This window comes from Hoylesella shahii (assembly GCF_937990675.1).
GTDB classification, from domain to species: domain Bacteria; phylum Bacteroidota; class Bacteroidia; order Bacteroidales; family Bacteroidaceae; genus Prevotella; species Prevotella shahii.
Map to the genome: position 1 here is coordinate 69,315 of NZ_CALKQY010000022.1, position 26,538 is coordinate 95,852.

A 26,538-nucleotide genomic window follows, 5' to 3' on the forward strand; every position below is an offset into this window, starting at 1 on the left:
AATCATGGACAACAAAATATCTTTTTGGAATTTCATTTCCAACACCAACATTGAAATACCAATCATTCAGCGTGATTACGCTCAAGGCAGGCTTGGCAAAGAATACTTACGCCAAAATTTTCTCATCGACCTGAAAAAAGCCTTAGACAAGAATCTGCCCAACGGCGAACAATACCTGAAACTCGACTTTGTTTATGGGGCTGTTGACAAAGCAAAGATGCAACCATTAGATGGGCAACAAAGACTAACAACCTTGTGGCTATTGCATTGGTATGTTGCATTGAGAGCAAACAAGCTGGAAGAGGCTTGCCAAATGTTAAAGAACTTTACCTACGAAACAAGAATATCTTCACGCGAGTTCTTTCACAAATTGTGTATACCTACTAACTTTGAGACATTTAAAACAGCCTCTGATACTGGTATAGCCGAGTTTATCACAAGCCGAACATGGTTTCCCGCTGCTTGGAAGCAGGACCCAACCATACAAGCTTTGCTGAGAATGCTTAGTGGAACGAAACTAAATGATAAATATGGTGAAGACATTACAGACGGCATTGAGGAGCTGTTCCAAGACACAACGCCCGAAAAGTTTGAGGAATACTGGAAGATACTAACATCAGAAGATGCACCAATTGTCTTCTATCAACTTTCTCTCGACCATTTCGGTCTGTCGGATGACCTATATATAAAGATGAATGCCCGTGGCAAACAGCTGACAATGTTTGAGAACTTCAAGGCCGACCTTGTTGGTTACATACGCAAGCAAGCACAAGACAACGAAGAATGGAAATCGCTTCTCGACATAAAGACAGGCATTCCCATCTCTTTAGACACCACATGGATGGAACTCTTTTGGAAAAACAGGTCGGGAAACAATAGGGTTGATGAGATATATTTCGAATTCTTAAATCGCTTCTTCCTTAACTATCACATCGAAGACATTAAAGATGAGGACGACAAATATTATTCATATCTCACAGGAAGGAAAACAAAAGAACACAATAGGTCTGTAAGATATAAAAGCTTGGACAACTATAAATGGAACAATGAGATTGACAAAGTATTGTTTGATGATTTAAAAGTAATTCTTGATAACTTGTCCATTTCTAATGTTGAGCAAGCGGCCCTTTCTCGACCATGGTCCAGTGAATTCCAATTCATTCCACAATACAAAATAGATAACGTGGGTAAAAACGTCTGCGCAGACACTGAAACGCAATGGTTGGTAGTAGACAGCATTACTCAACAGCAACGCGTAGTATTCTATGCTATTTGTAAGTTTTTTAAAGAGGGTGCAGCCAATACTGATTTAGAGAAGAAAGACCTAAAAAATTGGATGAGATTTGTATGGAATATGGCTTCGGTAAGAAATCCCGACGGTGGCCTTGCTATAGATAGCGTAAGCAGCATGAAAAGCGTTATCAGCGTGCTATCAGGGTTCGATGCACATAATATTTACAAAGAGCTTAAATACTACGATAAGACTGCACCAAACAACGCATTTGGAAGACAACTTATAGAAGAAATAGAAAAAGCTAAGGTAATTCTTGCCGACGACGACAGCCTTGCTTTGTACAAAGGAAGTTGTCGCAAGCAGGACGGAAGCAACTATACCACATGGGAAGAAACCATTGAAGAAGCGGAGCAATTTGCATTCTTTGATGGTGGTATTCGTTTCCTAATTCGCAACAATGCTGATGAGTGGACAGTGGGCTTCTTCGATGAGAAATGGATTAACGTCCAAAAGTTTTTCGACAAGAATGGGGTTAAAGACACCGAGGAATACAAGTACAAGTCGAAAGCTCTAGTTCTGAAAGCCGTCCTTTACCAAGCCAAAGACTACCAAAGCTTAATAGAGGGCGATAAGTTTGTATTAGACAACACTGCTGAGACATGGAGAAATAGAATTCTCCTTCGAAGTCAATGGGCTACAGCAGTACATCAAATTTTAATGAATAATCTCAATATAACTGTTCGTGAAGGTGATTTCGAAATCTATAAAGACTTGTATTCTACCAATCTTCTTAACTTTGTCGCCAACCAAGAAAGGAGATACCGCATCAAGAACATTCACTACAAATGGGCTATCTACCCACCAAGACTCGAAGGCTTCATTCCTGACCAAAATGATTTTCATAGGAATAAGTTGCTAAATGAATGCGAGACAGCTGGCAAGATAAACATTTACACGGAGCAAAAAATCCCAAATTGTAATATGCTTAAAGGTTGGGGTATTTACTTTAATTATCTGTTCGGCGACAAGACATACTACTTTATATACTGGTATGACAACAAGGTTTATGCAATGGAAGAAAAATGGAGTTCATTTAAAACCCGTAATGCCTCTACGCCTAATGCAAGCAAAGAATACTATTGCAAAGATGTAGGTATTAATCCTTGTGTCACAGATTTCTGCAATCTATTGGAAGACATTATCAAGATGCAAGAATAAAGTCGCTTTTATTCTCAATATCCCCACACATTCCCCAAGGCTGTGCCTCGTTTCGGCACAGCCTTGGCTTAACTTTGCATCATCAATCAATATAAAAGAAAAAAGATGGAAGCAAAGAAAGAAATGAAAGACATGAATTTGCTTGAAGCAATGGAGCACATTGTGGCATTGGCAAAGGGGTCGGGACTAAGTGACGAGTTCTACAACAAGGCCGACGAATACATCTGTTTCATCGCCGATAAATTGCAATTGAGCAAGCGACAGAGCGTGATGCTCGCGCTCTTCGTCGACAAGAGCGACAGCAGAAACATACTCGCAAGCGACATTGCAGAGTTTCTGCAATGCACAACCATTCAGATTATCAAGTGCATGAACGATGTAGACGAACTTGTTCGCCGCGAGTACATCCTCAAACGAGAAGACGAACGCCAGATCGCTTTCCGTGTGCCCATAGATGTTATCGAGGCACTTACGAACAACGAGGCGTTTGTAGTGAAGGCCAAGACCAACCTTTCGGCCACTGAGCTGATGATGGAACTAGAAACCGTCTTCGAGATGAGAAAAGACAAGGAGTTGTCGTACGAACAAACAGCAAGTAAAATCCAATGCCTTTTGGAACACAACACCCACCTGGCATTCTCGAGAAAGCTGCGGGAATATGACCTAAACGAGGAAGACCAAACGTTGCTCGTTCTCTTTTGCCACCTATTTGCAAACAACGACGACGATGAAATAAGATTTCACGACATCGAGTTTCTCTTCCGCAAAAATCAATGGAACAGAATTAAATGCATGCTTAACGTAAAATGCCACACCTTACAATACTTGCAGCTGATAGAATATGGGAATGACAACGGACTGGCAGACCGAGAAACGTTCCGCCTTACCAGACAGGCCAAGCGCGAACTGCTAAGCGAGTTGAACCTCTCCAGCATGTCTCAAGCCTGCAAAGGCATGATAAAAGCGAAAGACGTTGTTGCCAAACAACTGTTCTACGAGAAAGATACACAACAGCAGATTGCCGAGCTGGAAGACCTACTAGATGAAAAACGCTATCACCAGATACACAGCAGAATGAAGGAGGCAGGCTTTCGCTGTGGCTTTACTTGCCTATTCTACGGTGCGCCTGGCGTTGGCAAAACAGAAACCGTGTTGCAGTTGGCACGTAAAACCGGGCGCAACATCATCCAAGTGAACGTTGAACAGATTAAGAGCATGTGGGTGGGCGAGAGCGAAAAGAACATCAAAGCCCTTTTCGACAACTACCGCAACCAGGTGGAAAGCCAATCGCTAGCTCCCATACTGCTTTTCAACGAGGCCGATGCTGTTATTGGCATGCGCCATAAAGGTGCCGAACGGGCAACAGACAAGATGGAGAACGCGTTGCAGAACATTATCCTTCAAGAGATGGAAAGGATTGACGGCATACTTATTGCCACAACAAATCTGGTGCAAAACTTCGACAAGGCTTTCGAGCGTCGCTTTCTTTATAAGGTGAAGTTCAACGCCCCATCCATCCAAACGCGCCGCCATATTTGGCAGTCCATCATGCCAGAAATAAGCGAAGAAACGGCTAGTTGGCTAGCCAGTCATTACAACTTGTCGGGCGGACAAATAGAAAACGTGGCGCGCAGGTATGCCATCAACACCATTCTCTATGGTCCACCAACAGAAGAGCTGCCCACTCTCTGCAAATGTAGTGAGAACGAAAGCAAAGAAACTTATGGCATTTCGCAGATTGGATTCAGCAAATAAATTGCTTGAGGAGTTAGGTCGTTGTCCTGAGAAGTTAAGGAGTTAAGGGGTTCAGGAGTTAAGCCAAATGCCTAGTTGCAGAGTAGCAAACATTCTTTTCAACTCATTAACTCCTTAACTCCATAACTCCTTACTCCTTTATTGCTTTATTCCTTATTCCTTTACTCATTACTCCTTACTCCTTTACTCCTTACTCCTTTACTCCTTTACTCCTTTACTCCATTACTCCTTACTCCATTACTCCTTACTCCTTACTCCATTACTACTTTAATTCCTTATAATATGACCATCCTACAAATCTCCGACACCCACAATCGTCACGGCCTATTGCAAAACATGTCAATGGCAGACGTACTGATTCATTGCGGCGACTTCACTGACAGGGGAACGGAAGCAGAGGCGTTGGACTTCCTTAACTGGTACATCGCCCTACCCCATCCGCACAAACTCTTCGTAACAGGCAATCACGACCTCTGTCTTTGGGATGCCGAGGGCATAGACGACCTACCCCCAAACGTGCTTTTTCTTCAAGACAAGGCATGCGAAATAGAGGGTGTAAAGTTCTTCGGACTAGGTTACAACCATTGCGAAATACTTATACCCAACGCCGTTGACGTGCTTATCACCCACGAACCACCCATGATGATACGCGACAAGTCTAATGGAACACATTGGGGTAACCTGCCACTCCGCAATCGCGTAATGGAAGTTAAACCCAAGTTCCACCTCTTCGGTCACGCCCACGAGTCGTATGGAACAGATGTATTTGGCAATACCGTGTTTTCCAACGGCGCAGTATTAGACGACCAATACCACCTAGTCAACGCCCCCGCAATGCTTACACTCGAAACGTAAACAAAGGGTGGTTAGTTGACGAGGTCACAAGTTAACGAGTTGACAAGTTTGTAAGTTTGTAAGTTGACAAGTTTGTAAGTTGACAAGATAACTAGTTGACGAGTTGACAAGTTAACGAGTTGACAAGTTTATCAAGACGCTAACGTCTTGCAACAAAGCATTTAGCCTTGCAACTTTACTACCTACTACTTTACCACTTACTACCTCACAATATAAACACATCCCCATCCCTCATCACAGGAAATGAGCGTCGCAATTGCTCTAACGCCTCAAGAGAGAGCGTGGCGCGTGCCACATCCACCTCGTTTGCTCTACATTCGGCCAGCGTTTGGCCCTGTGGGTCAAGCGCAACAGTGCCTCCACTGTAAGCATTAGCAGGGTCGTTGCCCACGCGGTTAACACCCAACACAAAGCATTGGTTCTCGATGGCGCGCGCCCTAAGCAACGTTTGCCAAGCAAAAAGGCGCGCCGTGGGCCAGTTGGCCACATATATGGCCACATCGTAGTCGCCACGGTTGCGACTAAACACGGGGAAACGCAGGTCGTAACACACCTGCAAAAGAATGCGCATGCCACCATAGCGCACCACAACGCGGTCTTCGCCCTTGGTGTAAAGCCTGTCTTCGCCAGCGTATGTAAAAAGATGACGCTTGTCGTAATGCCATGTCACGCCGTCGGGCATAACGAAATAAAAGCGGTTATGTCGCCTTCCGTCCACTTCCACCGCCACACTACCAGCAACGGCACATCCTTTTTGTGTGGCCGTTTGCACCATCCAGCGATGCACATCGCCATCAGCAGGTTCCACAACAACACCTTCGCCCACCATAAACCCTGTGGCAAACATTTCGGGCAACACATAAAGCTGCGCCCCAGGATGTTGGTTCATCAACTGTTCCACTTGCTCAAGGTTCACCTTTTTGTCACCCCAAGCGATGTCGGTTTGCAATAATGCTATCTCCATTGTTTCTATTTTTAGCGATGTTTCAACCGCAAAGCTAGCATTTTTAAGCGAAACACCAAAAGAAATACACAACAACTAACAAACTCATAAACACGCTAATCCCAAAACACACCAATTCAAAGCTTAAAACCCTAAAAGCACAAAGCCTCATCAACTTAAAACTTCACCCACTCTAAGGTTCAAAAGTTCTAAGTCTAGAAATCTTAAAAACATACGCATTTATTTACAAAACAGATCTTAAATTTCACACCATTCTAGAGAATAATTAATCGTTTTTACTGGAATTTAGTGCTAAAATTCCACCTACAAAGCTCAACACATTGTCCACTTTCAAGAAAACACATAGCATTTAGCATCAAATCGCCTTTCTATTTGAAGTAGATCTAACAAAATTTACTATCGCAAAAAACAGCTATTTGCACCAAAACAGCCTACTTTTTACTCATTTTTTGCTCCATTTCCTAGCCTTTGCACAACGTTCTTAATAGAATAAAAATGTATCATGCACCAACAACCTATGTATTTTCTTGCATTTAGAACAGTGTTTTGCTACATTTAACCTTGCGTTTTGCAGCAAATAGCAATGCATTTTGCACGAGATAGCAATGCGTTTTGCACGAGATAGCAATGCATTTTGCACCAAATAGCAGCACTTTTAGCACCAAATAGCGCACTTTTACGCTAAAACTGCATTTAAATACACCATCTAACTACCTAAACTTCGCTTTTCAAGCATCCCCCTTTTACGCAAAAACAACGCCCACGAGAATCGAATATTTGAACACAAGTGGGCATTTGATGAATAACAAGCCACTCATAATGTTAAAATTTACACGCAATATTTTACAAAAACACTCTTCCTTAGATTTAATGCGCAAAACCATAACACCCCCTTAAATCAGGCTTCTTCATAGAGTTTCCAACAGCAAGTATTTTTTGTAAAAAACAACAGAAATACCCCTACCTACGCTTGACTTATGCAAAAAGCACGCGTTATTTAATAATATTTAGAGGCGAACATGATGAAATATGTTATTAATGTTGTACTTTTGCCATAAATTAATACTTAGAAAAGTAATACATTATGGCAGAATCTTTAGACATCCGTGAATTAAACCAACTTATCGAGCAACAAAGCGCATTTATAACCAACCTGACAACAGGCATGAACCGCGTTATCGTGGGGCAAAAACACCTCATCGAATCGTTGCTCATCTCCTTGCTTAGCGATGGACACATTCTCTTGGAAGGTGTTCCTGGACTAGCAAAGACACTCGCAATTAAAACATTAGCTCAACTTGTTGACGCCGATTATAGTCGTATACAGTTCACTCCCGACCTTTTGCCGGCCGATGTTATCGGAACGCTCGTGTATTCGCAAAAAGAAGAAAACTTCCAAGTGAAAAAAGGTCCTGTATTTGCCAACTTTGTACTGGCCGACGAAATTAACCGTGCCCCCGCAAAGGTGCAAAGTGCACTGCTCGAAGCCATGCAAGAGCATCAGGTAACTATTGGCGAAAAAACTTTCCCCTTGCCAAAACCCTTCCTTGTGATGGCCACGCAAAACCCCATTGAGCAAGAAGGTACTTACCAACTGCCCGAAGCACAGGTAGACCGCTTTATGCTGAAGGTGATTATTGATTACCCCACACTGGAAGAAGAAAAGCTCATCATACGCGAAAACATTCACGGCGGACTGCCCAAGGTGATGCCCGTTACCACAGCCAACGACATTCTGAAGGCGCGCGACGTGGTTAACCAGGTGTATATCGACGAAAAAATCGAACAATACATCGCCGACATCGTGTTTGCATCGCGCTATCCCGAACGCTATCAGCTAGCCGAACTGAAGCCACTCATCAACTATGGCGGTTCGCCTCGTGCTAGTATCAATCTTGCCAAAGCTGCAAGGGCTTATGCTTTCATCAAACATCGCGGTTATGTGGTGCCAGAAGACGTGCGCGCTGTGGTGCATGATGTGATGATACACCGCATCGGACTATCCTACGAGGCCGAAGCAAGCAACGTAACAAGCGAAGAAATCGTAAGCAAAATTATCAATAAGGTGGAGGTGCCTTAAGATGGATGCGCTCGAACTGTTTAAACAGGTACGGAAAATTGAAATAAAAACCCGCGGACTTAGTAGCAACATCTTCGCGGGACAATACCACTCGGCCTTCAAAGGCAGAGGTATGGCTTTCTCGGAGGTGCGAGAATACCAGTTTGGCGACGACGTGCGCGACATCGACTGGAACGTAACGGCACGCTTTCGCCGACCTTTCGTTAAGGTGTTCGAAGAAGAACGCGAACTCACCGTGATGCTTCTCATCGACGTGAGTGGCTCGCTCGACTTTGGAACAGCACAACGCACCAAACGAGAAATGGCCACCGAGATGGCCGCCATCTTGGCTTTTAGCGCCATACAAAACAACGATAAAATTGGCGTTATCTTCTTTTCCGACCGCATTGAGAAATACATCCCACCCAAAAAGGGACGTAAACACATCCTGTACATCATTCACGAGATGCTCGACTTTAAACCCGAAAGCAAACGAACGAACGTTGCCGCGGCCATCGAATATCTCACTAGGGTAATGAAACGCAGGTGCATCGCATTCGTGGTGAGCGACTTTTACGCCGATAACAGTTTTCAAAAAGAACTGCAAATTGCCAATTCTAAACACGATGTAGTGGCTATTCAGGTGTACGACCAACGTGCAAAGACGCTACCCAACGTGGGATTGATGAAGGTGATGGACGCCGAAACAGGTCACGAAATGTTTATCGACACTGCCAGTGCTAAACTTAGACGGGCACACAACGATTATTGGACGGAAAGAATGAACACACTTCGGACCACGTTCGCACAAAGCAACGTAGACTGGGTGTCGGTGGCCACCAACGAAGACTATGTTAAAGCACTGATGCTTTTATTCATGCAAAGAGGACAAAACAGATGATTAAACGACAAGTAACGCTGCTCATCGTCGCGCTATTGGCTCTTGTCGCCAACGCTCAGGTAACTGTGGAACAGAAAATAGACTCGTTCGCCATCTTTATCGGACAGCAAACGAACCTACACCTGATTGTAACGGCACCCAAAGGGCAAGCGGTGGTGTTCCCCAACTTTAAACCCTCGGAACACATGGTGCCTGGTATTGAGGTGCTACAAACCTCAGAAGAGGAAACTACCGAGCTAGACAATGGACTGCAAAAAACCACGAAAAGCTACACGCTCACCTCGTTCGACGAGAAACTATACTCGCTACCAGGACTGAAAGTAAAGGTGAACAACAAAGAATACGAAGCTAACGTGTTGGCACTAAAAGTGGTTACGATGGACGTAGACACGCTTCACCCCAATCAGTTCTTCCCACCGAAAGACGTTCAGAACAATCCTTTCTCGTGGGCCGACGAACCATGGGCGTCAATATTCTACTTAAGCGTGCTGATGCTGCTGCTTGCTGCATTGGGCGTTTACCTCTTCGTGAGGCTCAAACAAAACAAGCCCGTTATCACACGCATACGTATAGTAAAGAAAATACTGCCTCACCAAAAGGCTATGACGGCCATCGAACGCATAAAAGCCGAGAGAATGACCGCATCGGAAAATCAAAAGGAGTATTACACGCAACTCACCGACGCCCTAAGACAATACATCAACGAACGCTTTGGCTTTAATGCCATGGAGATGACCAGTTCGGAAATCATCGAACACCTAAACGCTAATGGCAATCAGGAAATGATGAACGAACTAAAAGAGATTTTCCAAACAGCCGACTTGGTGAAATTTGCCAAATATGCCACGCTGATTAACGAGAACGACCTCAACTTGGTTAACGCTATTGAGTTTATCGACAAGACCAAGATTGAAAACCAACCCGACACAGAACGTATCGTACCCGAGCTTACCGAGGCCGATAAACGTACAAAACAAACACGACTGGCACTCAAAACTGTTATTTGGACCATCGGCGTTTGCGTGGTGGCCATAGCGGTGTACATCGCTTACAGCCTCTACGATGTGCTGGGTTAACAAACCTCAAGGATAAATACCATTATGGAATTTGCTAACAAAGAATATTTCTTTCTGCTTGCGCTCCTTGTACCATACTTGTTTTGGTACTTCATCTATAAAAAAAGGGGCGAACCCACCTTGCGCATGAGCGACACAAAGGCCTATCGCTACGCTCCCAAAAGCTGGCGAATGCGACTGATGAACTTGCCTGTGCTGCTGAGGTGTGCCACTTTTGCGCTGGCCGTTATCATCTTGGCCAGACCACAAACGCATACTTCGTGGGGTAACAAGCAAGTGGAGGGCATCGATATCATGCTAGCCATGGACGTTTCGACGTCGATGCTGGCCGAAGACCTCACACCTAATCGTATGGAGGCCGCTAAAGAAGTAGCCGCTGAGTTTATTGCAGACAGACCAAACGACAATATCGGTCTGACAATCTTTGCAGGTGAAGCCTTTACGCAATGCCCAATGACCACCGACCACACGTCGCTACTCAACATGTTGCAAAGCGTTAGAACCGACATTGCTGCCAGAGGACTGATTCAAGACGGTACTGCTATTGGCATGGGACTGGCTAACGCCGTTTCGCGTCTTAAAGATAGCAAGGCCAAAAGCAAAGTGGTAATTCTGCTTACTGATGGTTCGAACAACATGGGCGACCTCTCTCCGATGACTAGTGCCAACATCGCTAAAAGTCTAGGCATACGTGTTTACACCATCGGCGTGGGCACTAACAAGGTGGCTCGCTATCCTATGCCTGTGGCTGGTGGCGTGCAATATGTTAATATGCCCGTAGAAATAGACACCAAAGTGCTTAAAGACATCGCCGCCACTACCGACGGTAATTTCTATCGCGCAACAAATAACCAAGAATTGAAGCAGATTTATAAGGATATCGACAAGCTGGAGAAATCGAAAATGAGCGTTAAGAAGTTCTCTAAACTCTACGAGGCCTACCAGCCTTTCGCCATCTTGGCCATCCTTACGCTGCTCGCTGAAATTCTGCTGCGCACCACTGTGCTAAGGCGAATACCGTAAAAGAGGCCTCACCCCCAACCCCTCTCCAAGGGGAGAGGGGAGTAATATGCCTTGCTGTTTAAAGGTGAAAGAGTGAGAAATATGGCCAACGCCCACAAAGCTGCGCATGGTTCTAGTTGTTTTAGTGTCCCTAGTGAGCCCTGATTTCCCTAGTGTTCATAGAATGCCTAGTTACCTAAACTCCTCAAAATACAACCCCATTTTAACTGGAAAAAGAAATGTTTAGATTCGAAGACCCTATATATCTATGGCTGCTGTTACTAGTGCCAGTATTGGTATTAGTAGCCCTCTTAGGCCATCGCAAACGAAAGAAACAACTGAAAGCTTTTGGCGATCCAGAACTACTTAAAGACCTCATGCCCGATGTTTCTGCCTATCGGCCATGGGTTAAACTAGGCTTAGCCGTTTTCGCCTTTGCCCTTTTGGTGGTGATGTTGGCTCGTCCACAGATGGGAACGAAAATAACCCACGAGAAAAGAAACGGTATTGAAGCCGTTATTGCCATCGACGTGAGCAACTCGATGATGGCTCAAGACGTTGTGCCTTCACGACTAGAGAAAAGCAAATTGCTTATCGAAAACCTCGTTGACCACTTTACACACGACCGCATTGGACTCGTTGTGTTTGCAGGAGACGCCTTTGTACAGTTGCCCATTACCACAGATTACGTGTCGGCCAAAATGTTTTTGCAAAACATAGACCCCTCTCTGGTGGCCACGCAAGGCACAGACATCGCCAAAGCACTCAATCTTTCGATGAGAAGTTTTAGCCAACAAAAAGACATTGGCAAAGCGGTTATCGTGATAACAGATGGCGAAGACCACGAAGGGGGCGCACTCGAAGCGGCTAAAGCTGCCAACGACAAAGGCGTGCGCGTGTTTATTCTGGGCATTGGTAGCACCAAAGGGTCGCCCATTCCACTACAAGAGGGAGGCTATCTCACCGACCGCAACGGACAAACTGTGCTAACAGCACTTAATGAAACCATGTGTAAGGAGATTGCACAAGCCGGAAAAGGAACTTATATCCACGTAGATAACACCAACGACGCACAAGAAAAACTAAACGACGAATTGGCTAAACTGCAACGAGCAGACACACAAGCCGTGATATATAGCGAATATGGCGAACAATTCCAAGCCGTGTGTATCATCGTTATCATTCTGCTTATTGCCGAAATACTCATCCTCGATATAAAAAATCCTAAGCTGCGCAACATCCATCTCTTTGGTTCTAAAAAACCAATGGCCATGTTGCTTCTGCTCATTGTGCCCACATTGGCCTTTGCACAAAGCGACAGACACTTTATCAGAACAGGAAACAAACTCTATCGCAACCAAAACTACCCTAAAGCAGAAGTGGAATACCGCAAAGCTATGTCGCAAAACGGAAGCAATGCACACGCGGTTTACAACCTGGGTAATGCGTTGATGATGCAGCAAAAAGACTCGGCAGCCATTGTTCAACTTGAAAACGCAGGTAAAATGGAGGCAAACAAAACTCGTAAGGCTATGGCTTACCACAACATTGGCACCATCTGCCAACGCCATCAGCTATATGGCGACGCCATTAAAGCCTATGAAGAAGCCTTGCGCAATAATCCCAATGACAACGAAACGCGCTATAACCTAGCTCTGTGTAAACGCTTGAACAAAAACAATAAGGAACAACAGAAACAACAACAGCAACAACAACAACAAAAAGAACAGCAAAAAGAGCAAAAACAAAAAGAGAAACAGCAACCCAAACCCAAAGAACAAATGAGTAAGGAAAACGCTGAACAACTGCTCAACGCTGCCATACAAGACGAGAAAGCCACTCAGCAAAGACTGAAGAAGGCAACGCAACAGCCGTCGAGAAGAACGGTTGAGAAAAACTGGTAACAACGATGTTAACCACATACATCTAAAAAACAAATGGTTCTATGAAGCGAATGAAAAGAATAATCCTATTAATGCTGGCCATAACCCACATCACGATTGGGGCAGCTCAACGCCTTACGGTGTCGGCTCCTTCGACTGTGGCCGCCGGAGAGAACTTCCGAATAGCTTATACCATCAACACACAAGACGTAGACGACTTTAAAGCGGGTAACATTCCAGCGGGAATAGAGGTGATTGCTGGCCCTTATACCTCATCGCAATCAAGTTATCAAATGACTAACGGCCACACTAGCTCTAGTTCGTCAATAACTTATACCTACACGCTCTACGCCACAAAGAATGGTTCTTACACCATTTCACCGGCCAAAGCAGTGGTTAGAGGCAAGACTGTGGTGTCGCCTGCACTTAAAATTAATGTCGTGGGCACGGCTAAACCCAATGCCAACGGTGCCCCAAAAATGCACGAAAGCGACGAAAGCGACCCTGTGCGCACTGCTGGTACAAACATTTCGGGCAGTGACCTCTTTATTAAAGTGAGTGCAAGCAAACAAAGAGTGCGCGAACAAGAACCCGTTCTGCTATCGTATAAGGTATATAGCCTCGTGGAGTTAACACAACTCAATGGTAAAATGCCCGACCTCAATGGCTTTCACACACAAGAAGTGAAACTCCCCACGCAAAAAAGCTTCCATCTTGAAAGACTTAACGGCAAAAACTATAAATGTGTTACCTGGAGTCAATACGTGATGTACCCACAGATGAGTGGCGAACTCAAGATTCCCAGCATCAAGTTTGATGGCATCGTGGTACAAAGAAACCGCAGCGTCGACCCCTTTGAAGCTATCTTCAATGGCGGTTCGGGCTATGTTGAAGTGAAAAAAGAAATCGAAGCTCCTGGTTTAACGCTACAAGTAGACCCTCTGCCCGCTCGCCCTGCTAACTTCTCGGGTGGCGTTGGCAACTTCACCATCTCGGCACAACTCAACAAAAAGGATGTAAAAACAGGCGAACCGCTCAACCTACGCATCGTTGTGAGTGGCTTGGGAAACCTAAAACTGCTTAAAGCGCCAGTGGTTAACTTCCCCAAAAGCTTCGACAAGTACGACGTTAAGATTACCGATAAAACCCAACTTACCACTAATGGCATTGAGGGTAATATGATTTACGACTACTTGGCCGTGCCACAACAAATCGGAAAATACGAAATTCCACCCACAGAGTTTGTATTCTACGACACCAAAACGCAACAATACCGCACTATTCGCACTCAAGCTTTCTCACTAAAAATAGAGAAAGGAACTGGTACGAGTTCGGAAATGAGTAAGTTCGAAGACGAACAAAACAAAGATATACGCCCCATCATGCAGGGACCTGCCGTGATGATTAAGCAAGACAACATGTTCTTCACCTCCATGCTGTGGTATTTGCTGCTTTTTATCATCGTGGCTGCCACAGTCATTGCCTTCTTTGTGCTCCGTCAAAGACAAGAGATTAATTCAGACTCACGCCGACTGCGCGGTTCTAAAGCAAACAAGGTGGCTGCTCGCCGACTGAAATTGGCTGAAAAACTAATGGAGGAAGGGAAGCAAAACGATTTCTACGATGAGGTGCTGCATGCCCTTTGGGGATATGTTAGCGACAAATTGGGCATCTCGGCCGAGCAACTCACCCGCGAAAACATAGCCGAAATGCTCAACCGACGAGCCGTTAACACCGAAACCATCGACAGTTTTATCGCTGCTATCGATGAGTGCGAGTTCGAACGTTATGCACCTGGCGACTCGCAAGGCAACATGAACAAAACCTATCAGATGGCCGTTAAAGCCATCATGGACATCGAAGCCACTATGAAATCGAATAAAAAAGGGAGCTTGATGCTGCTCGCGCTGCTATTTTGCACGCTATCAATAACGGCCAACGCACAAACTAAAGCCTCGGCCGACCAAGAATACAAGCGCGGAAACTATCAACAGGCAATCGCCGACTATAAACAGCTACTCAAAAAAATGCCTTCGGCCGAGCTGTATTACAACTTAGGCAATGCCTATTTTCGTTCGGATAGCATTCCTCAAGCCATTTTGGCCTACGAAAGAGCTGCGTTAATAAACCCAGGAAACAGAAGTATAAGGTTTAATTTGCAGTTTGCACGGGGTAAGACCATTGACAAGGTGGCCGAACCCGATGAAATGTTCTTCGTTACTTGGTGTCGATCCATGGCCAATCTCACCACTGTAGACGGATGGGGCTCTATGGCTTTGGCGGCTATTGCGCTCTTGGGATGCTGCATCTTGTTGTATTTCTTCAACTCGCGCATCGCCATTAGAAAGGTTGGCTTTGTCTCTTCCATCGCCTTTGGTGTACTCTTCATCTTGTGTACGGTCTTCGCTATGTACCAAAAAAATGCCTTAACCAATAAGGAAGGGGCTATAATCATAGCGCCGTCTACCAACTTAAAGAAGACACCCATCCGCTCGGGAGCCGATGAAGCCGTGCTACACGAAGGCACAAGGGTTGACATTACCGACCGCTCTATCAAGGGATGGATTGGCGTTAAGCTGGCCGATGGACGCGAAGGGTGGATTGAACAAGACGCTGTTGAAGAAATTTAAGGTGTAAAAACGTGGTTCGCATGTTTGCTAGTGCTGCTCTTTGCACTGCGCGATGCTTGCTGTTGGCGAGTCCTCTGCACTTTATAAAATACAAGGGGATGCAAATTGCCACTGCATTTGCACCCCTTTAGCCATCACTTCTGGTGCGCTTATATATATAAGGTGTAGTCATCTCCACACTAACTCATCTTCTTGACTATGCATTGGGCTACAATATGGCCACCCATTTTCTGCTTTTGCAACTACACCTTATATAATAAGGAGGGCACAAATGCAGACCATAGCAAACTAACAATAGGCGCCGCCCCAATAAAATCCCTGCTTTGCCATTGCTATCACCAGTCGCAATAACGGCTAACACCAGTCACAACAGTGGCTAACACCAATCGCAATAACGGCAAACACCAGCCGCAACAGCGGCAAGCATCATCAACAACAAAACAGTCATCTATAAAAGGCCACAGAAAAAGAAAAAAATGAACCTCACCCAACTATTGGAAATAGACCGAGCAGTGCTTGCTTGGTTCAACGGGAGCAACTCGCTCTTCATTGACGCGCTAGCTCAAAACCTCACGTCGGGCTTTACATGGATACCTCTTTACTTGGCACTCGTCTTCGTAATTATTAAAAACAACGACACCATGCCCCAAATATTCCTCGCCATAGGATGTGCGGTGCTTGCTGTTGTTGTGGTAAGTGTGTCGGTAGAACTCATCATCAAGCCCCTCTTTGCTCGTTTGCGACCCAGCCAAGACCCGCTCATAAAGCACACCATCGCAGTGGTTAACGGCATGCGTGGCAGTCAATACAGCTTTTTTTCGGCCCATGCCGCCAACACTTTCTCATTGGCTGTCTACCTCAGTTTGCTCATCAAGAGCCGTTCTTTGTCTGTGATGCTTGTTTCGTGGTCGGCTATTAACTGTTGGACACGCCTTTATTTGGGTCTCCACTACCCCTCAGACATTTTCTTCGGACTGCTTTGGGGCGCCCTCGTGGGATGGTCGGCCTATGCCGTTTATCGTCGTTTCGGAAAACCATTAGGTCTACCCCGCACCCAACAAACATCTCAAGCCACCGCCGCAAGCTATCTCCAGGCCGACATCGCCAAGCTGCTCTACATCATGGCCCTATGGATTGGCGTCGTCATCATATATAGTATTTTCAATACATAACAATGGATACAAAACATATCAGGATAAAAGACTATAACTACGACTTACCCGATGAGCGCATCGCAAAGTTTCCTTTGCCCCAACGCGACCAAAGTAAGCTGCTTGTTTACAATCATGGTGACATTTCGCAAGACGTGTTTACCAACATCACCCGCTATCTTCCGCAAGGCGCTCTCATGGTTTTCAACAACACCAAGGTTATACAAGCGCGACTTCATTTCAGAAAAGACACAGGTTCGCTTATTGAAATATTCCTTCTCGAACCTGCTTTGCCTGCCGATTACGAACAGATGTTCCAAACCACTAACGCCTGTTCGTGGTATTGCATGGTGGGAAATCTCAAGAAATGGAAGATGGGTGCACTCACCACTATCGTGGATATACCAGGACAACCGCCCGTAACACTAACAGCCGAACGCGACCTTTCGTGCGACACGGCGTTGAAAATAGACTTCAAATGGACGGGAGCCGATAAGCTTTCTTTTGCCGAACTCATCGACAAAGTGGGCGAACTGCCCATCCCTCCTTATCTCAACCGCAACACACAAGAGAGCGATAAAACCACTTACCAAACCGTTTACTCCAAAATTAAAGGCTCGGTGGCTGCACCTACTGCGGGCTTACACTTCACACAAAGGGTGCTTTCTGATATCGACCAGCATGGCATAGACCGCGAAGAACTTACTCTTCACGTTGGCGCTGGCACCTTCAAACCCGTTAAAAGCGACGAAATCGAAGGTCATGCCATGCACACCGAATATGTAAGTGTGCGCCTTTCCACCCTCGAAAAACTGCTCAAACACAATTGCGAAGCCATTGCTGTGGGCACCACCAGCGTGCGAACACTCGAAAGCTTGTACTACATGGGGTGTAAGGTAATGGCTGATGCCAACATTGCTCTCGAAAAACTGCACGTCAGTCAATGGGAACCCTATGCACCTACTGCCATCAATATTGAACCGGCTGAAGCCATTGGCCAACTCATTGCCTACATGCAACGCAACAATCTGCCTACGCTCCACTCAAGCACGCAGATTATCATCGCACCTGGTTACAACTATAAAATTGTTAAACGCCTGGTAACCAATTTTCACCAGCCACAAAGCACGCTGCTTTTACTGGTTAGTGCCTTTGTGGGTGGCAAATGGAAAGACATTTATCGCTATGCACTTGACAACGATTTCCGCTTCTTAAGCTATGGCGATAGCAGCATTCTCATACCCTAACAACAACAGCATAACAATGAAAAAAGGTGATAAAGTAAGATTTCTAAGCGAAACGGGGGGCGGCATCGTGGCTGGTTTCCAAGGAAAAAACATCGTTCTGGTGCAAGATGCCGATGGTTTTGAAATTCCCATGAGCATTAACGAGGTGGTTGTGGTAGACGAAGAGTTAGACCGCAAACAAGGACGAACCTCCTCGGCTGCTACTCAATCCAAACCCAACTCCACACAACAGGATGCACCCGGCAAGCAGTCTATCAAGGCGCTGCTGAGTGGCGGATACGAAAACGATGCCGATAACACTGACTCTGAATACGAAACCGACCCTTCGGACAATGAGATCACGTTTCGTAAACCGGTTGAAGAGCGCGCAGGGGGCAATAGCTTAAACGTGTATCTGGCCTTTGTGCCCGATAATACACAACAACTTAGTCAAACCAAGATAAATCTCGAATTGGTTAACGACAGCAATTATTACCTGCATTACACCTTTGCCACTGCCGAAGGAGAAAGCTGGACGCTACGCCACGAGGGCGAAATGGAACCTAACACTAAACTGAAACTCGACACCATTACCTCCGAAGACTATAACAGCTTGCAACAAGCGGCTTTCCAAGCTATTGCTTTCAAAAGACAAAAAAGCTATGTGCGCAAACCTGTTATCGATGCTAAATTGCACATCGAACCGCTGAAGCTCTTCAAACAACATCTCTTTGCCGAGTCTCCTTTTTACGACCAACCTGCCATGCTCTACACCATCTTAGAGGGAGACGAACCTGCTGAGACACCCATCGAACAAATTGATGCCGATAAACTGAAGCTTGAAATGCTCTCTAAAGCGGCTCTTCAAAAGATGAAACACGATGCTAATTCGTCTAAAAACTTTGCTGCTGCATCTGCAAAAACTGCTCGTGGCGACCGCAAACCCAACGAACCGCTGGTGGTTGACCTTCATGCGCACGAGATTTTGGAAACTACTCAAGGCATGAACTCAATGGATATTCTGCAATATCAGCTTGAAGTGTTCCGCCGAACGCTTAAAGAGCATGCTGCCGAACGTGGACTTAAAATCGTGTTTATTCACGGTAAGGGCGAAGGTGTGTTGCGAAAGGCCATCATCAACGAACTTAACCGCAACTTCAAACACTGCACTTATCAGGATGCTTCGTTCCAAGAATATGGCTACGGGGCTACTTTGGTAAAGCTGTAAGGCGAGTTATTTTCCACACTAAACCCCTAATTGAGCTTTCCCCCTAAATATCAAAATTCCTTTACTCATCAAAAAAATAAAGCATGCAACACGGATATATCAAAGTGGCGGCAGCTATTCCAGCCGTAAAGGTGGCCGATTGCCATTTTAACGCCCAACAAACAGAGGCGCAAATACTACAAGCTGAAGAACAAGGGGCCGAGATTGTGGTGTTTCCCGAACTGGGTATCACAGGTTACACCTGTCAAGACCTCTTCGCTCAACAACTTTTAATCGAACAAGCCGAAGTGGCTGTGCGCTCATTGGTGGCCAACACCAAGGCGCTCGACGTTATTTCGGTGGTGGGTGTGCCTGTGGCGGTAGACAGCATCCTACTTAATTGCGCCGTGGTGTTTCAGCGTGGACACATCCTGGGCATCGTTCCTAAAACCTATTTGCCCAATTATAGCGAGTTCTACGAAAAAAGATGGTTTGCCTCCACTCACCATCTTAACGACACTTCCATCTGCTACGCTGGACAAGATGCGCTGCTCACAGCTCAAAGTCAGATATTCGTAACCGCCGATGGCATGAAATTTGGCGTTGAAATATGCGAAGACGTGTGGGCACCCAATCCTCCTGGCACTTATTTGGCACTTGCTGGCGCCGACATTGTGTGCAACCTTTCGGCTAGCGACGAACTTATTGGTAAACACAACTATCTTAAAAGTCTGCTTGCACAGCAAAGTGCGCGCACCATGGCTGGCTATGTGTACAGCGGATGTGGCTTTGGCGAAAGCACACAAGACCTGGTTTATGGGGGAAATGCCATGGTTTACGAAAACGGAAAGCTGCTTGCACAAAACCAACGCTTTGTTTTCGAACCGCAAATGGTGGTTACCGACATCGACATCTTTAAACTGAGGGCCGAACGCCGCACCAATAGCACCTACGTCAATGCTCAACATGGCCACACGGCTTTGCTGCACAAGGCCTTTGCACCCATACACAATAGGCCCTTTACACTGCAACGGGCCATCAATCCCCTACCCTTTGTGCCACTTAACGAGGTGATGCACGATAGCTGCGAAGAGATTTTCAACATTCAAGTCTCTGGCTTAGCCCAACGACTAAAGCACATCCACGCCTCTAAAGTGGTGCTTGGCATCAGTGGCGGACTAGACTCCACGCTGGCTCTGCTCGTATGTGTGCGCACGTTCGACAAACTTGGCCTGTCGCGCAAGGGCATAGTGGGCGTCACAATGCCAGGTTTTGGCACCACCAATCGCACCTATCGCAACGCCATCGACCTGATGAGCCAATTGGGAATTACCACACGCGAAATAAATATTGCCAAGAGTGTTACGCAACATTTTGAAGACATTGGCCACGACATGGCCGTGCACGATGTGGTGTACGAAAACGGACAGGCACGCGAACGCACACAAATATTGATGGACCTAGGGAATAAAGAGGGCGGTATTGTTGTGGGAACGGGCGACCTTTCTGAACTGGCGCTGGGCTGGGCCACATACAATGGCGACCACATGAGCATGTATGCCGTGAACGTTAGCATACCCAAAACCCTCATTAGGCACCTGGTGCGCCATGTGGCGCAAACCATGCACAACGACGAAACGCGCACCACACTCTACGATATCATCGATACACCCATCTCGCCCGAACTTATTCCGGCCGACGAAGCTGGTAATATCAAGCAGAAAACCGAAGACTTGGTTGGCCCCTACGAGTTGCACGACTTCTTTATCTACCACTTCTTGCGCCACGGTTTCACGCCCCAACGCCTCTATCTCATGGCTCGTCACGCCTTTGCTGCACCCCAACAGCGAGCCAATCAATACACCGACGACGAGATAAAGCATTGGCTAAGGGTGTTTATGCGCCGCTTCTTTACGCAGCAATTCAAACGTTCGTGCCTACCCGATGGGCCTAAAGTGGGTAGCGTTAGCCTTAGTCCGCGTGGCGACTGGCGCATGCCTAGCGATGCAACGGCCCAAATGTGGCTCGACCAATGCGATAAGCTATAAATAATAACTTTATCGCCGAGAGGAGTTTTTATGTGGGTAAGATTATTACCCAGATAAAAACTCCTTTCTTTTTTATCCTAAATCGGTTGTGTGTGCCACTTTGTTTTTGCTTGCTTGTTGAGCCAATTAACCGCCTTAGTCTTTAAGGCTGAGTGCCCTTCGCAAAAAAGGATAAGACGTACAAGATGCCAACTGAAAAATAAAGAGAGACTGGAAGCAATGAATGCAAGATAAAACAGAGCACAATCGGTCTAACACCTAATTTTTCTTGTTTCGAATTGTGCATTTTATATTTGTACAATATTTGGCCCTTTCAACTTGTTGTCGTGTCTATGTCTAAGCCTTATATGTTGTTAGCGCGTTCAACATTATTTTTCACCATCCCCCGTTGCGTTGTGTTGTGTACTGATTTCGATTAGTTATCGGCTACAATGCGCTGGCATTGTCACCATAAAGTCCGCATCATTTACAACAAACACGCAAAACATTCGCAACAAGGCAACAACCACCCCCCAACAAGTACTCAACCAATCTCAACAACAACCAGCCAAAGTAATGCAAGCTCGCGTAAAAAGCGAAAGAAAATGTAAAATATTTAGCGCAAATTTTAACACCAATAGTTCACTTTTTACGCACCAACTTCAAACTCGTTGCCAAATATTCAATTCTCGCGAAGGTTTTTCACCCATCAAAAAGTTGCGTAAACGTTGGTCAACAAAACGCATATTCTTACAGAAAGACGCAATTTCAACAGTCAAAACGGGCTATTTGCAGCAAAACACAAGGCTATTTGCAGCAAAACGCAGTGCTAACTCCTACTAAACGCAAGGCTAACTCTAGCAAAACGCAAGGTAAAATGCAGCAAAACGCAAGGTAAAATGCTAGAAAACGCAAACAGAAATGCATTATTTTACTCATTAAGGATGTATATACATTTAACGAACAAGAAACAAATAACCCCAATTTGAGGTAAAAACGGTCTTAAAAACTTACCTTTTAGCTACTAAAAGCTGTTTTTAGCGCTGTTAAAAATTGGTGCTGGGGCAACAAATAGAAAGGCTAAATGCTACTAAATTGCAGTTTGGCATTCAAAAACGATGTAAAATAAAAAATAAAATGCCGAAATTTGGACCAAAATGCATGCTATAAAGCATTTATTTTCTCTAGAATGGCTTGGTTCGAAGAGCACGTTTTGTAAAGTTTTGCTACTCCATTTAACAATATTATAACAACAAACAGATTAGCTAATCCACCGCAGCGTCTTAATATATTTCGGTAAAACCCCATATTTATAGCAACATTCGTGGCTAACCATTACAACCATTGGTAGGTTGTGGCGTTAAATTCTCGCACACAACCATGCATTCTACCTAGATAAATAAGGCATATAGGCCATAGATTATGAGCAAAAAACCATTAATAAAGGCTGAACCCCAAATAAGAATTCAGCCTTTAAAAAAAGTGCGGGCAAAGTATTTATTCGTGCCCAGCCACATTAAGTTTAAAAAAAAGTCATACTAGAAAGCATAACCCACGCCAACCATCAACGCATCAACACCATATTCGGCAAAAGCATGATGATAAGCCAAGTTGAGTTTAAAGCCTTTAAGTTGTCCACCAGCACCAACAGTAAGTGCATTAGAGCCCTTGTTGGCAAACTGATAACCCACACGTGCAGACACCAATTGGTTGTAGGTGTATTCCAAACCCGTACCAACGAGCGTCTCATGAGCATCTTTTGGGGTGAAATATCGGCACGAAAGCGCATAAGTTAGGTTGTGCTTAGGCGCAACAGTCACCAGCCAATCACCCCCAGCCACCAACGAAGTGGGCAGACTTTGAGGCACCCCCGTATCGTTAAACTTCACCGATTTGCCAAAATCCAGCAGTCTCACGCCCAGGTTTAGCACGCTAGGCATGTTCTTAGCCACAGAAAATGACTGCTGAAATGCCGCTCCCAGCGAGAAAGCCAAAGCGTTGGCACTGGTGGCAGCATGCGCATGCGCATAGGTTGCCGTGGCATACACAGCCACTTGAGACGTTACAGAGAAAGCATAACCCAGGTCGAGCGTTACGTCGTAGGGCGAAACACTAGCCGTGGTGCCCACGGCATTAACGGCCGGAACAGTGAGTCCACCCAGATAACGCATACCAGCCATCAGCGCCGAACGATTAGCAAAGCGATAACCAGCAGCAAAATTATACTGCATCAGTCGGCCGTCATCGGTTTTAGGTTGTGCTTCGAGCGAAGCATCAGCCACAAAACGCTGGTCGCTAAAGGCAAGTGCAGCCGGATTAGCGTAAATATGCATCTGATTGGCATGGCCAAGTAGGGTTCCACCCATCGCTGCACTGCGCGCATCGGGTGTGGCTTCGAGCACAGGAAGAATGCGACTTTGCGCCGTTACCTCCATTGCCAGGCAAGTGCCCAGTGTGATAAGTGCCATAGATATCTTGTTCATAGCGTGCTATTATTTCTTAATGAAAGTATGTTTGCTTGTTATGCGCTCGGTTTTGAGCAGCAGGTAATAGGTGCCAGGCGCAAGGCGGTCGATGCCCAATGTAACTTCTTTCGTGGTGGCATTGGGCGTTAGCGTTTCGTCGATGAGTTTTTCACCACGAAGAGAGGTTACAATAACCTGCACTTGTGCCACATTGCTACGCATCAGTGCCTTGAGATAGCTGTGCGCTGGTATGGGATAGATGGCGTGTACATCGGGCGCATTGCTATCGGTTACACGCACTTGCAGCGTGGTGGAGCTGCGTTTGCCACCGTCGATGGCCGTTATGGTAATGGTTGCCACACCCCTTTTGCCCGACTCAAGAATGAGTTGCGAGCCCTTTGTTGAGGCTTTCACCACCCCTTCGTTGCTAGACGAGGCAGTGAATTGCAGTTCGGCGCCACTCATAGAGTTAAAAACGTTGGCCAAATTGATTTGGGCGGCATCGCCTTGTTCGAAAAGCGACACATCGCTCAGCGTGTTAACGAGTTGCGGTGCAGTGTGAGCCACCACCTTATACACAAATTTCTGAAGCGTTTGACCACCCAATTGGTCGGTAAGCGTAACATCAAAGCTGTACAAGCCCGCTTTATCCACCTTGATAAGCAAGTCGAAGGCATTGCCCACACGTTTAAATTCAACGCCTCGTGGCAGTTCGGTGGTGTTGTAAATCCAAGTATGTCCATCCTCATCGTTCACAGGTAGCACCTTATGGAAGTAAGGTTGCGTGTCGAGTAGGCGCAGCGTGTCGCCAATAGTAGCCCCAAACACAGGGGCATGGTTCAGTCGGGTGGTGAAATTAGCCATCACTTCGGGCGAGAGATTGTTAAAGCGGTCGCGTGCAACCATCTTCACAACATAGTCAACCCCCGTTTCAAGTCCATTGAAATCGTGCTGTATCTGCGTTCCCACAGTCATATCATACGAATAACGCGTAACCTTTAGCACGGGATTGGCCATATCAGCCTTTTTATATAGCCATATATCATAGGCAAACGCGGTGCGTTCGGCATTCAGAGCATCGTCATCGGCGGTGACGTTCCATGTGATTTGAGCGTCGTAATATCCACGAGTAGCATCTGCAGACCAATCCGTAACGCTAAGCACAGGCGTTTCGGGCTTCAGCGTTTCGGGGTCTGAAAGAGCGAAATCGGCATCAATATATCCCACGCCCATTTTACCTGCGAGGTTGGCATCGGTCTTAACAGCATAGGGACTGTTGGTCTTTACGGCCCCCATTAGTCGGTTACGAAGGTCTTCGCTTGTGAAGTTGGGATTGTCTTTACCAAACTTAGACACCACCAAAGCAGCCACACCCGATACGTGTGGGGCAGCCATCGACGTGCCTTGAGCGTAGGCATAATTGTAGTCGGTGGGCAAAGTAAAGTCGGTATTGGGGTATTCGCCCGTGGTAAGTTGGTAGAAATTGGCGGGCACAGTGCTCAAAACGCCCTTTGTAACCTCTCCCGCGTTGGTGGTACCACCAGGTGCAAGCAAGTCTACCCATGTGCCTTTATCCATATAGTCGGTGGGAACGCCCATACTATTAAATGCGCCCACGGCCATTACTCGCGGATAACAAGCAGGAATCATGTCGATATCGTATTGCGAATCGTTACCCGAAGCAAAGACCACCAGTCCACCTTTCATGTAAGCACCAGGTTTTTTGTTGCCTTGAGGGTCGCATCCAGCGATGTCAGTAAAATAGTCGATGCCCTCTTTAAGCAAGTCGAACTGCTTTTTAAAGATGTTTTGAAAATGCTCGTTGTTAAGATATTTGTTGCGGTCGAAGGCGTAACCCCACGAGCAATTGCAAACCGAAGCACCATTTTCGGCAGCAAATTCGAAAGCTTTCACGATGTAAGCAGTAGATGCCGTTTGGTTATATCCATCGCGTCCGTATATTTCGCAGCTCATCAATCGCACACCCGAGTTGGCATCACCGTTACCACCAGCCACGCCACAAACACCTGTTCCGTTGTTGTTTCGTGCGGCAATAGTTCCTGCAACGTGCGTGCCGTGCCCTCCAGGAATAATCACATTGGGGTCGCCATTGCCTGTTTCGGCCGCATAGAAGTTGCGTCCGTGGATGGTAGCACCCGTAGAAGGGTCAACACCTTGCCATGCCGAAGCAGCCAAGTCTTCGTGTTCGAAGTCGATACCCGAGTCCATTACCGCCACAACCACATTGGGGTCGCCCGTTTCTTTTTGCCAAGCCGAGAAGAGATTGATGTCGGCACCCGGCTTAAAGGTGGCATATACGCTGTTGGTAGTGGTGTAATGCCACTGGTATTTCAGGTAGGGATCGGTGAAACCCAGATAACCAGTACCATCGTTAGCCGGTCTTAGCCGGCGTGGAGAGATGGGACTGCGCGTGGCCGAGGTGTATTTCACCTTAGCAGGAGCAACCTGAACATTGCCATGAACCTTCTCAATGGCGGGGTCGTGGCGTAGTTCGTTGATTACATCTTCAACATTTTTGGTGCTATCAAACTTCACAACGAACCATCTATCGAGGCCTCTAGCTCGTTTAAGGTTGGCATAATCGTTGGTCATATCAAACACCTGTTCCACCTTTACATTCGAGTTATCGAACACTTTAGCGCGTGTTACACTCTGCGTTGCAGCGCGCGTGCTAGGCGAAACGTTAGCTTTCAGCTTAATAAAGGCCAATCCTGGTTGCCAAGGAAAGGCATCATTGTCTGAATTTTGTGCAGCATTGGGGTTGGTTTGCCCTGAAAGAAAGTCGTCGTTGCAAGCCGAGAAGAGGCCAACGGCCAACGTAATGCAGGCTGCCAAAGCATATTTATTATTGAACTTTTTCATTG

At 46.1% G+C, this 26,538-nt stretch carries 16 protein-coding genes; 13 read left to right on the forward strand and 3 right to left on the reverse strand.

The window, feature by feature from the left end; all coding sequences use genetic code 11:
• Window positions 1-4: 4 nt before the first annotated feature.
• The 3 genes from QME03_RS02850 (at window position 5) to QME03_RS02860 (ending at window position 5,062) form a co-directional block, all read left to right on the forward strand.
• Window positions 5-2,452, forward strand: coding sequence for a DUF262 domain-containing protein (locus tag QME03_RS02850; protein ID WP_281723394.1), 2,448 nt, complete (start codon window positions 5-7; stop codon window positions 2,450-2,452).
• A gap of 105 nt (window positions 2,453-2,557) precedes the next feature.
• Window positions 2,558-4,207 (forward strand): ATP-binding protein, encoded by a 1,650-nt coding sequence (locus QME03_RS02855; protein ID WP_281723395.1) that lies wholly within the window; start codon window positions 2,558-2,560, stop codon window positions 4,205-4,207.
• A gap of 282 nt (window positions 4,208-4,489) precedes the next feature.
• Window positions 4,490-5,062, forward strand: a complete 573-nt coding sequence (locus tag QME03_RS02860) for a metallophosphatase domain-containing protein (RefSeq protein WP_273149271.1) — start codon at window positions 4,490-4,492, stop codon at window positions 5,060-5,062.
• A 205-nt stretch (window positions 5,063-5,267) separates the two neighbouring features.
• Here the strand turns inward: QME03_RS02860 and QME03_RS02865 are convergent, their stop codons facing one another.
• On the reverse strand, window positions 5,268-6,026 hold the full coding sequence (locus QME03_RS02865; RefSeq protein ID WP_273117026.1) for an amidohydrolase: 759 nt from the start codon (window positions 6,024-6,026) through the stop codon (window positions 5,268-5,270).
• A 1,084-nt stretch (window positions 6,027-7,110) separates the two neighbouring features.
• Here QME03_RS02865 and QME03_RS02870 point away from each other — a divergent pair.
• The 10 genes from QME03_RS02870 to QME03_RS02915 all read left to right on the forward strand — a co-directional run bounded on the left by QME03_RS02870 (window position 7,111) and on the right by QME03_RS02915 (window position 21,209).
• The gene (locus tag QME03_RS02870) at window positions 7,111-8,106 is read left to right on the forward strand and encodes an AAA family ATPase (protein WP_273264116.1); all 996 of its coding nucleotides are present in this window, start codon (window positions 7,111-7,113) and stop codon (window positions 8,104-8,106) included.
• A gap of 1 nt (window position 8,107) precedes the next feature.
• Window positions 8,108-8,986: a DUF58 domain-containing protein gene (locus tag QME03_RS02875; protein WP_273264115.1), complete on the forward strand. Its 879-nt coding sequence runs from the start codon at window positions 8,108-8,110 to the stop codon at window positions 8,984-8,986.
• Complete coding sequence (locus QME03_RS02880; RefSeq protein ID WP_110370153.1) at window positions 8,983-10,062, forward strand: RING finger protein; 1,080 nt, start codon at window positions 8,983-8,985, stop codon at window positions 10,060-10,062. The genes QME03_RS02875 and QME03_RS02880 overlap by 4 nt, the downstream gene beginning before the upstream one ends.
• Before the next feature lie 24 nt (window positions 10,063-10,086).
• Window positions 10,087-11,085, forward strand: a complete 999-nt coding sequence (locus QME03_RS02885; protein ID WP_025816376.1) for a vWA domain-containing protein — start codon at window positions 10,087-10,089, stop codon at window positions 11,083-11,085.
• A gap of 218 nt (window positions 11,086-11,303) precedes the next feature.
• Window positions 11,304-12,968 carry a VWA domain-containing protein gene (locus QME03_RS02890; RefSeq protein ID WP_281723396.1) on the forward strand — a complete coding sequence of 555 codons (1,665 nt, stop codon included), beginning with the start codon at window positions 11,304-11,306 and terminating at the stop codon, window positions 12,966-12,968.
• A gap of 41 nt (window positions 12,969-13,009) precedes the next feature.
• Entirely contained in the window at window positions 13,010-15,577 is a 2,568-nt protein-coding gene (locus tag QME03_RS02895) for a BatD family protein (RefSeq protein WP_025816374.1), read from the forward strand.
• Window positions 15,578-16,053: 476 nt separating this feature from the next.
• On the forward strand, window positions 16,054-16,749 hold the full coding sequence (locus QME03_RS02900) for a phosphatase PAP2 family protein (protein WP_281723397.1): 696 nt from the start codon (window positions 16,054-16,056) through the stop codon (window positions 16,747-16,749).
• 2 nt (window positions 16,750-16,751) lie between these two features.
• Window positions 16,752-17,975 carry an S-adenosylmethionine:tRNA ribosyltransferase-isomerase gene (locus QME03_RS02905; RefSeq protein ID WP_281723398.1) on the forward strand — a complete coding sequence of 408 codons (1,224 nt, stop codon included), beginning with the start codon at window positions 16,752-16,754 and terminating at the stop codon, window positions 17,973-17,975.
• A 16-nt stretch (window positions 17,976-17,991) separates the two neighbouring features.
• Window positions 17,992-19,182 carry a DUF2027 domain-containing protein gene (locus QME03_RS02910; protein WP_281723399.1) on the forward strand — a complete coding sequence of 397 codons (1,191 nt, stop codon included), beginning with the start codon at window positions 17,992-17,994 and terminating at the stop codon, window positions 19,180-19,182.
• 83 nt (window positions 19,183-19,265) lie between these two features.
• Window positions 19,266-21,209 (forward strand): NAD(+) synthase, encoded by a 1,944-nt coding sequence (locus QME03_RS02915; protein WP_281723400.1) that lies wholly within the window; start codon window positions 19,266-19,268, stop codon window positions 21,207-21,209.
• Window positions 21,210-22,726: 1,517 nt separating this feature from the next.
• Here the strand turns inward: QME03_RS02915 and QME03_RS02920 are convergent.
• Together QME03_RS02920 and QME03_RS02925 are read right to left on the reverse strand one after the other, a co-directional pair.
• Window positions 22,727-23,671: a PorV/PorQ family protein gene (locus QME03_RS02920; RefSeq protein WP_273115834.1), complete on the reverse strand. Its 945-nt coding sequence runs from the start codon at window positions 23,669-23,671 to the stop codon at window positions 22,727-22,729.
• Window positions 23,672-23,680: 9 nt separating this feature from the next.
• On the reverse strand, window positions 23,681-26,536 hold the full coding sequence (locus QME03_RS02925) for a S8 family serine peptidase (RefSeq protein ID WP_281723401.1): 2,856 nt from the start codon (window positions 26,534-26,536) through the stop codon (window positions 23,681-23,683).
• Window positions 26,537-26,538 lie beyond the last annotated feature (2 nt).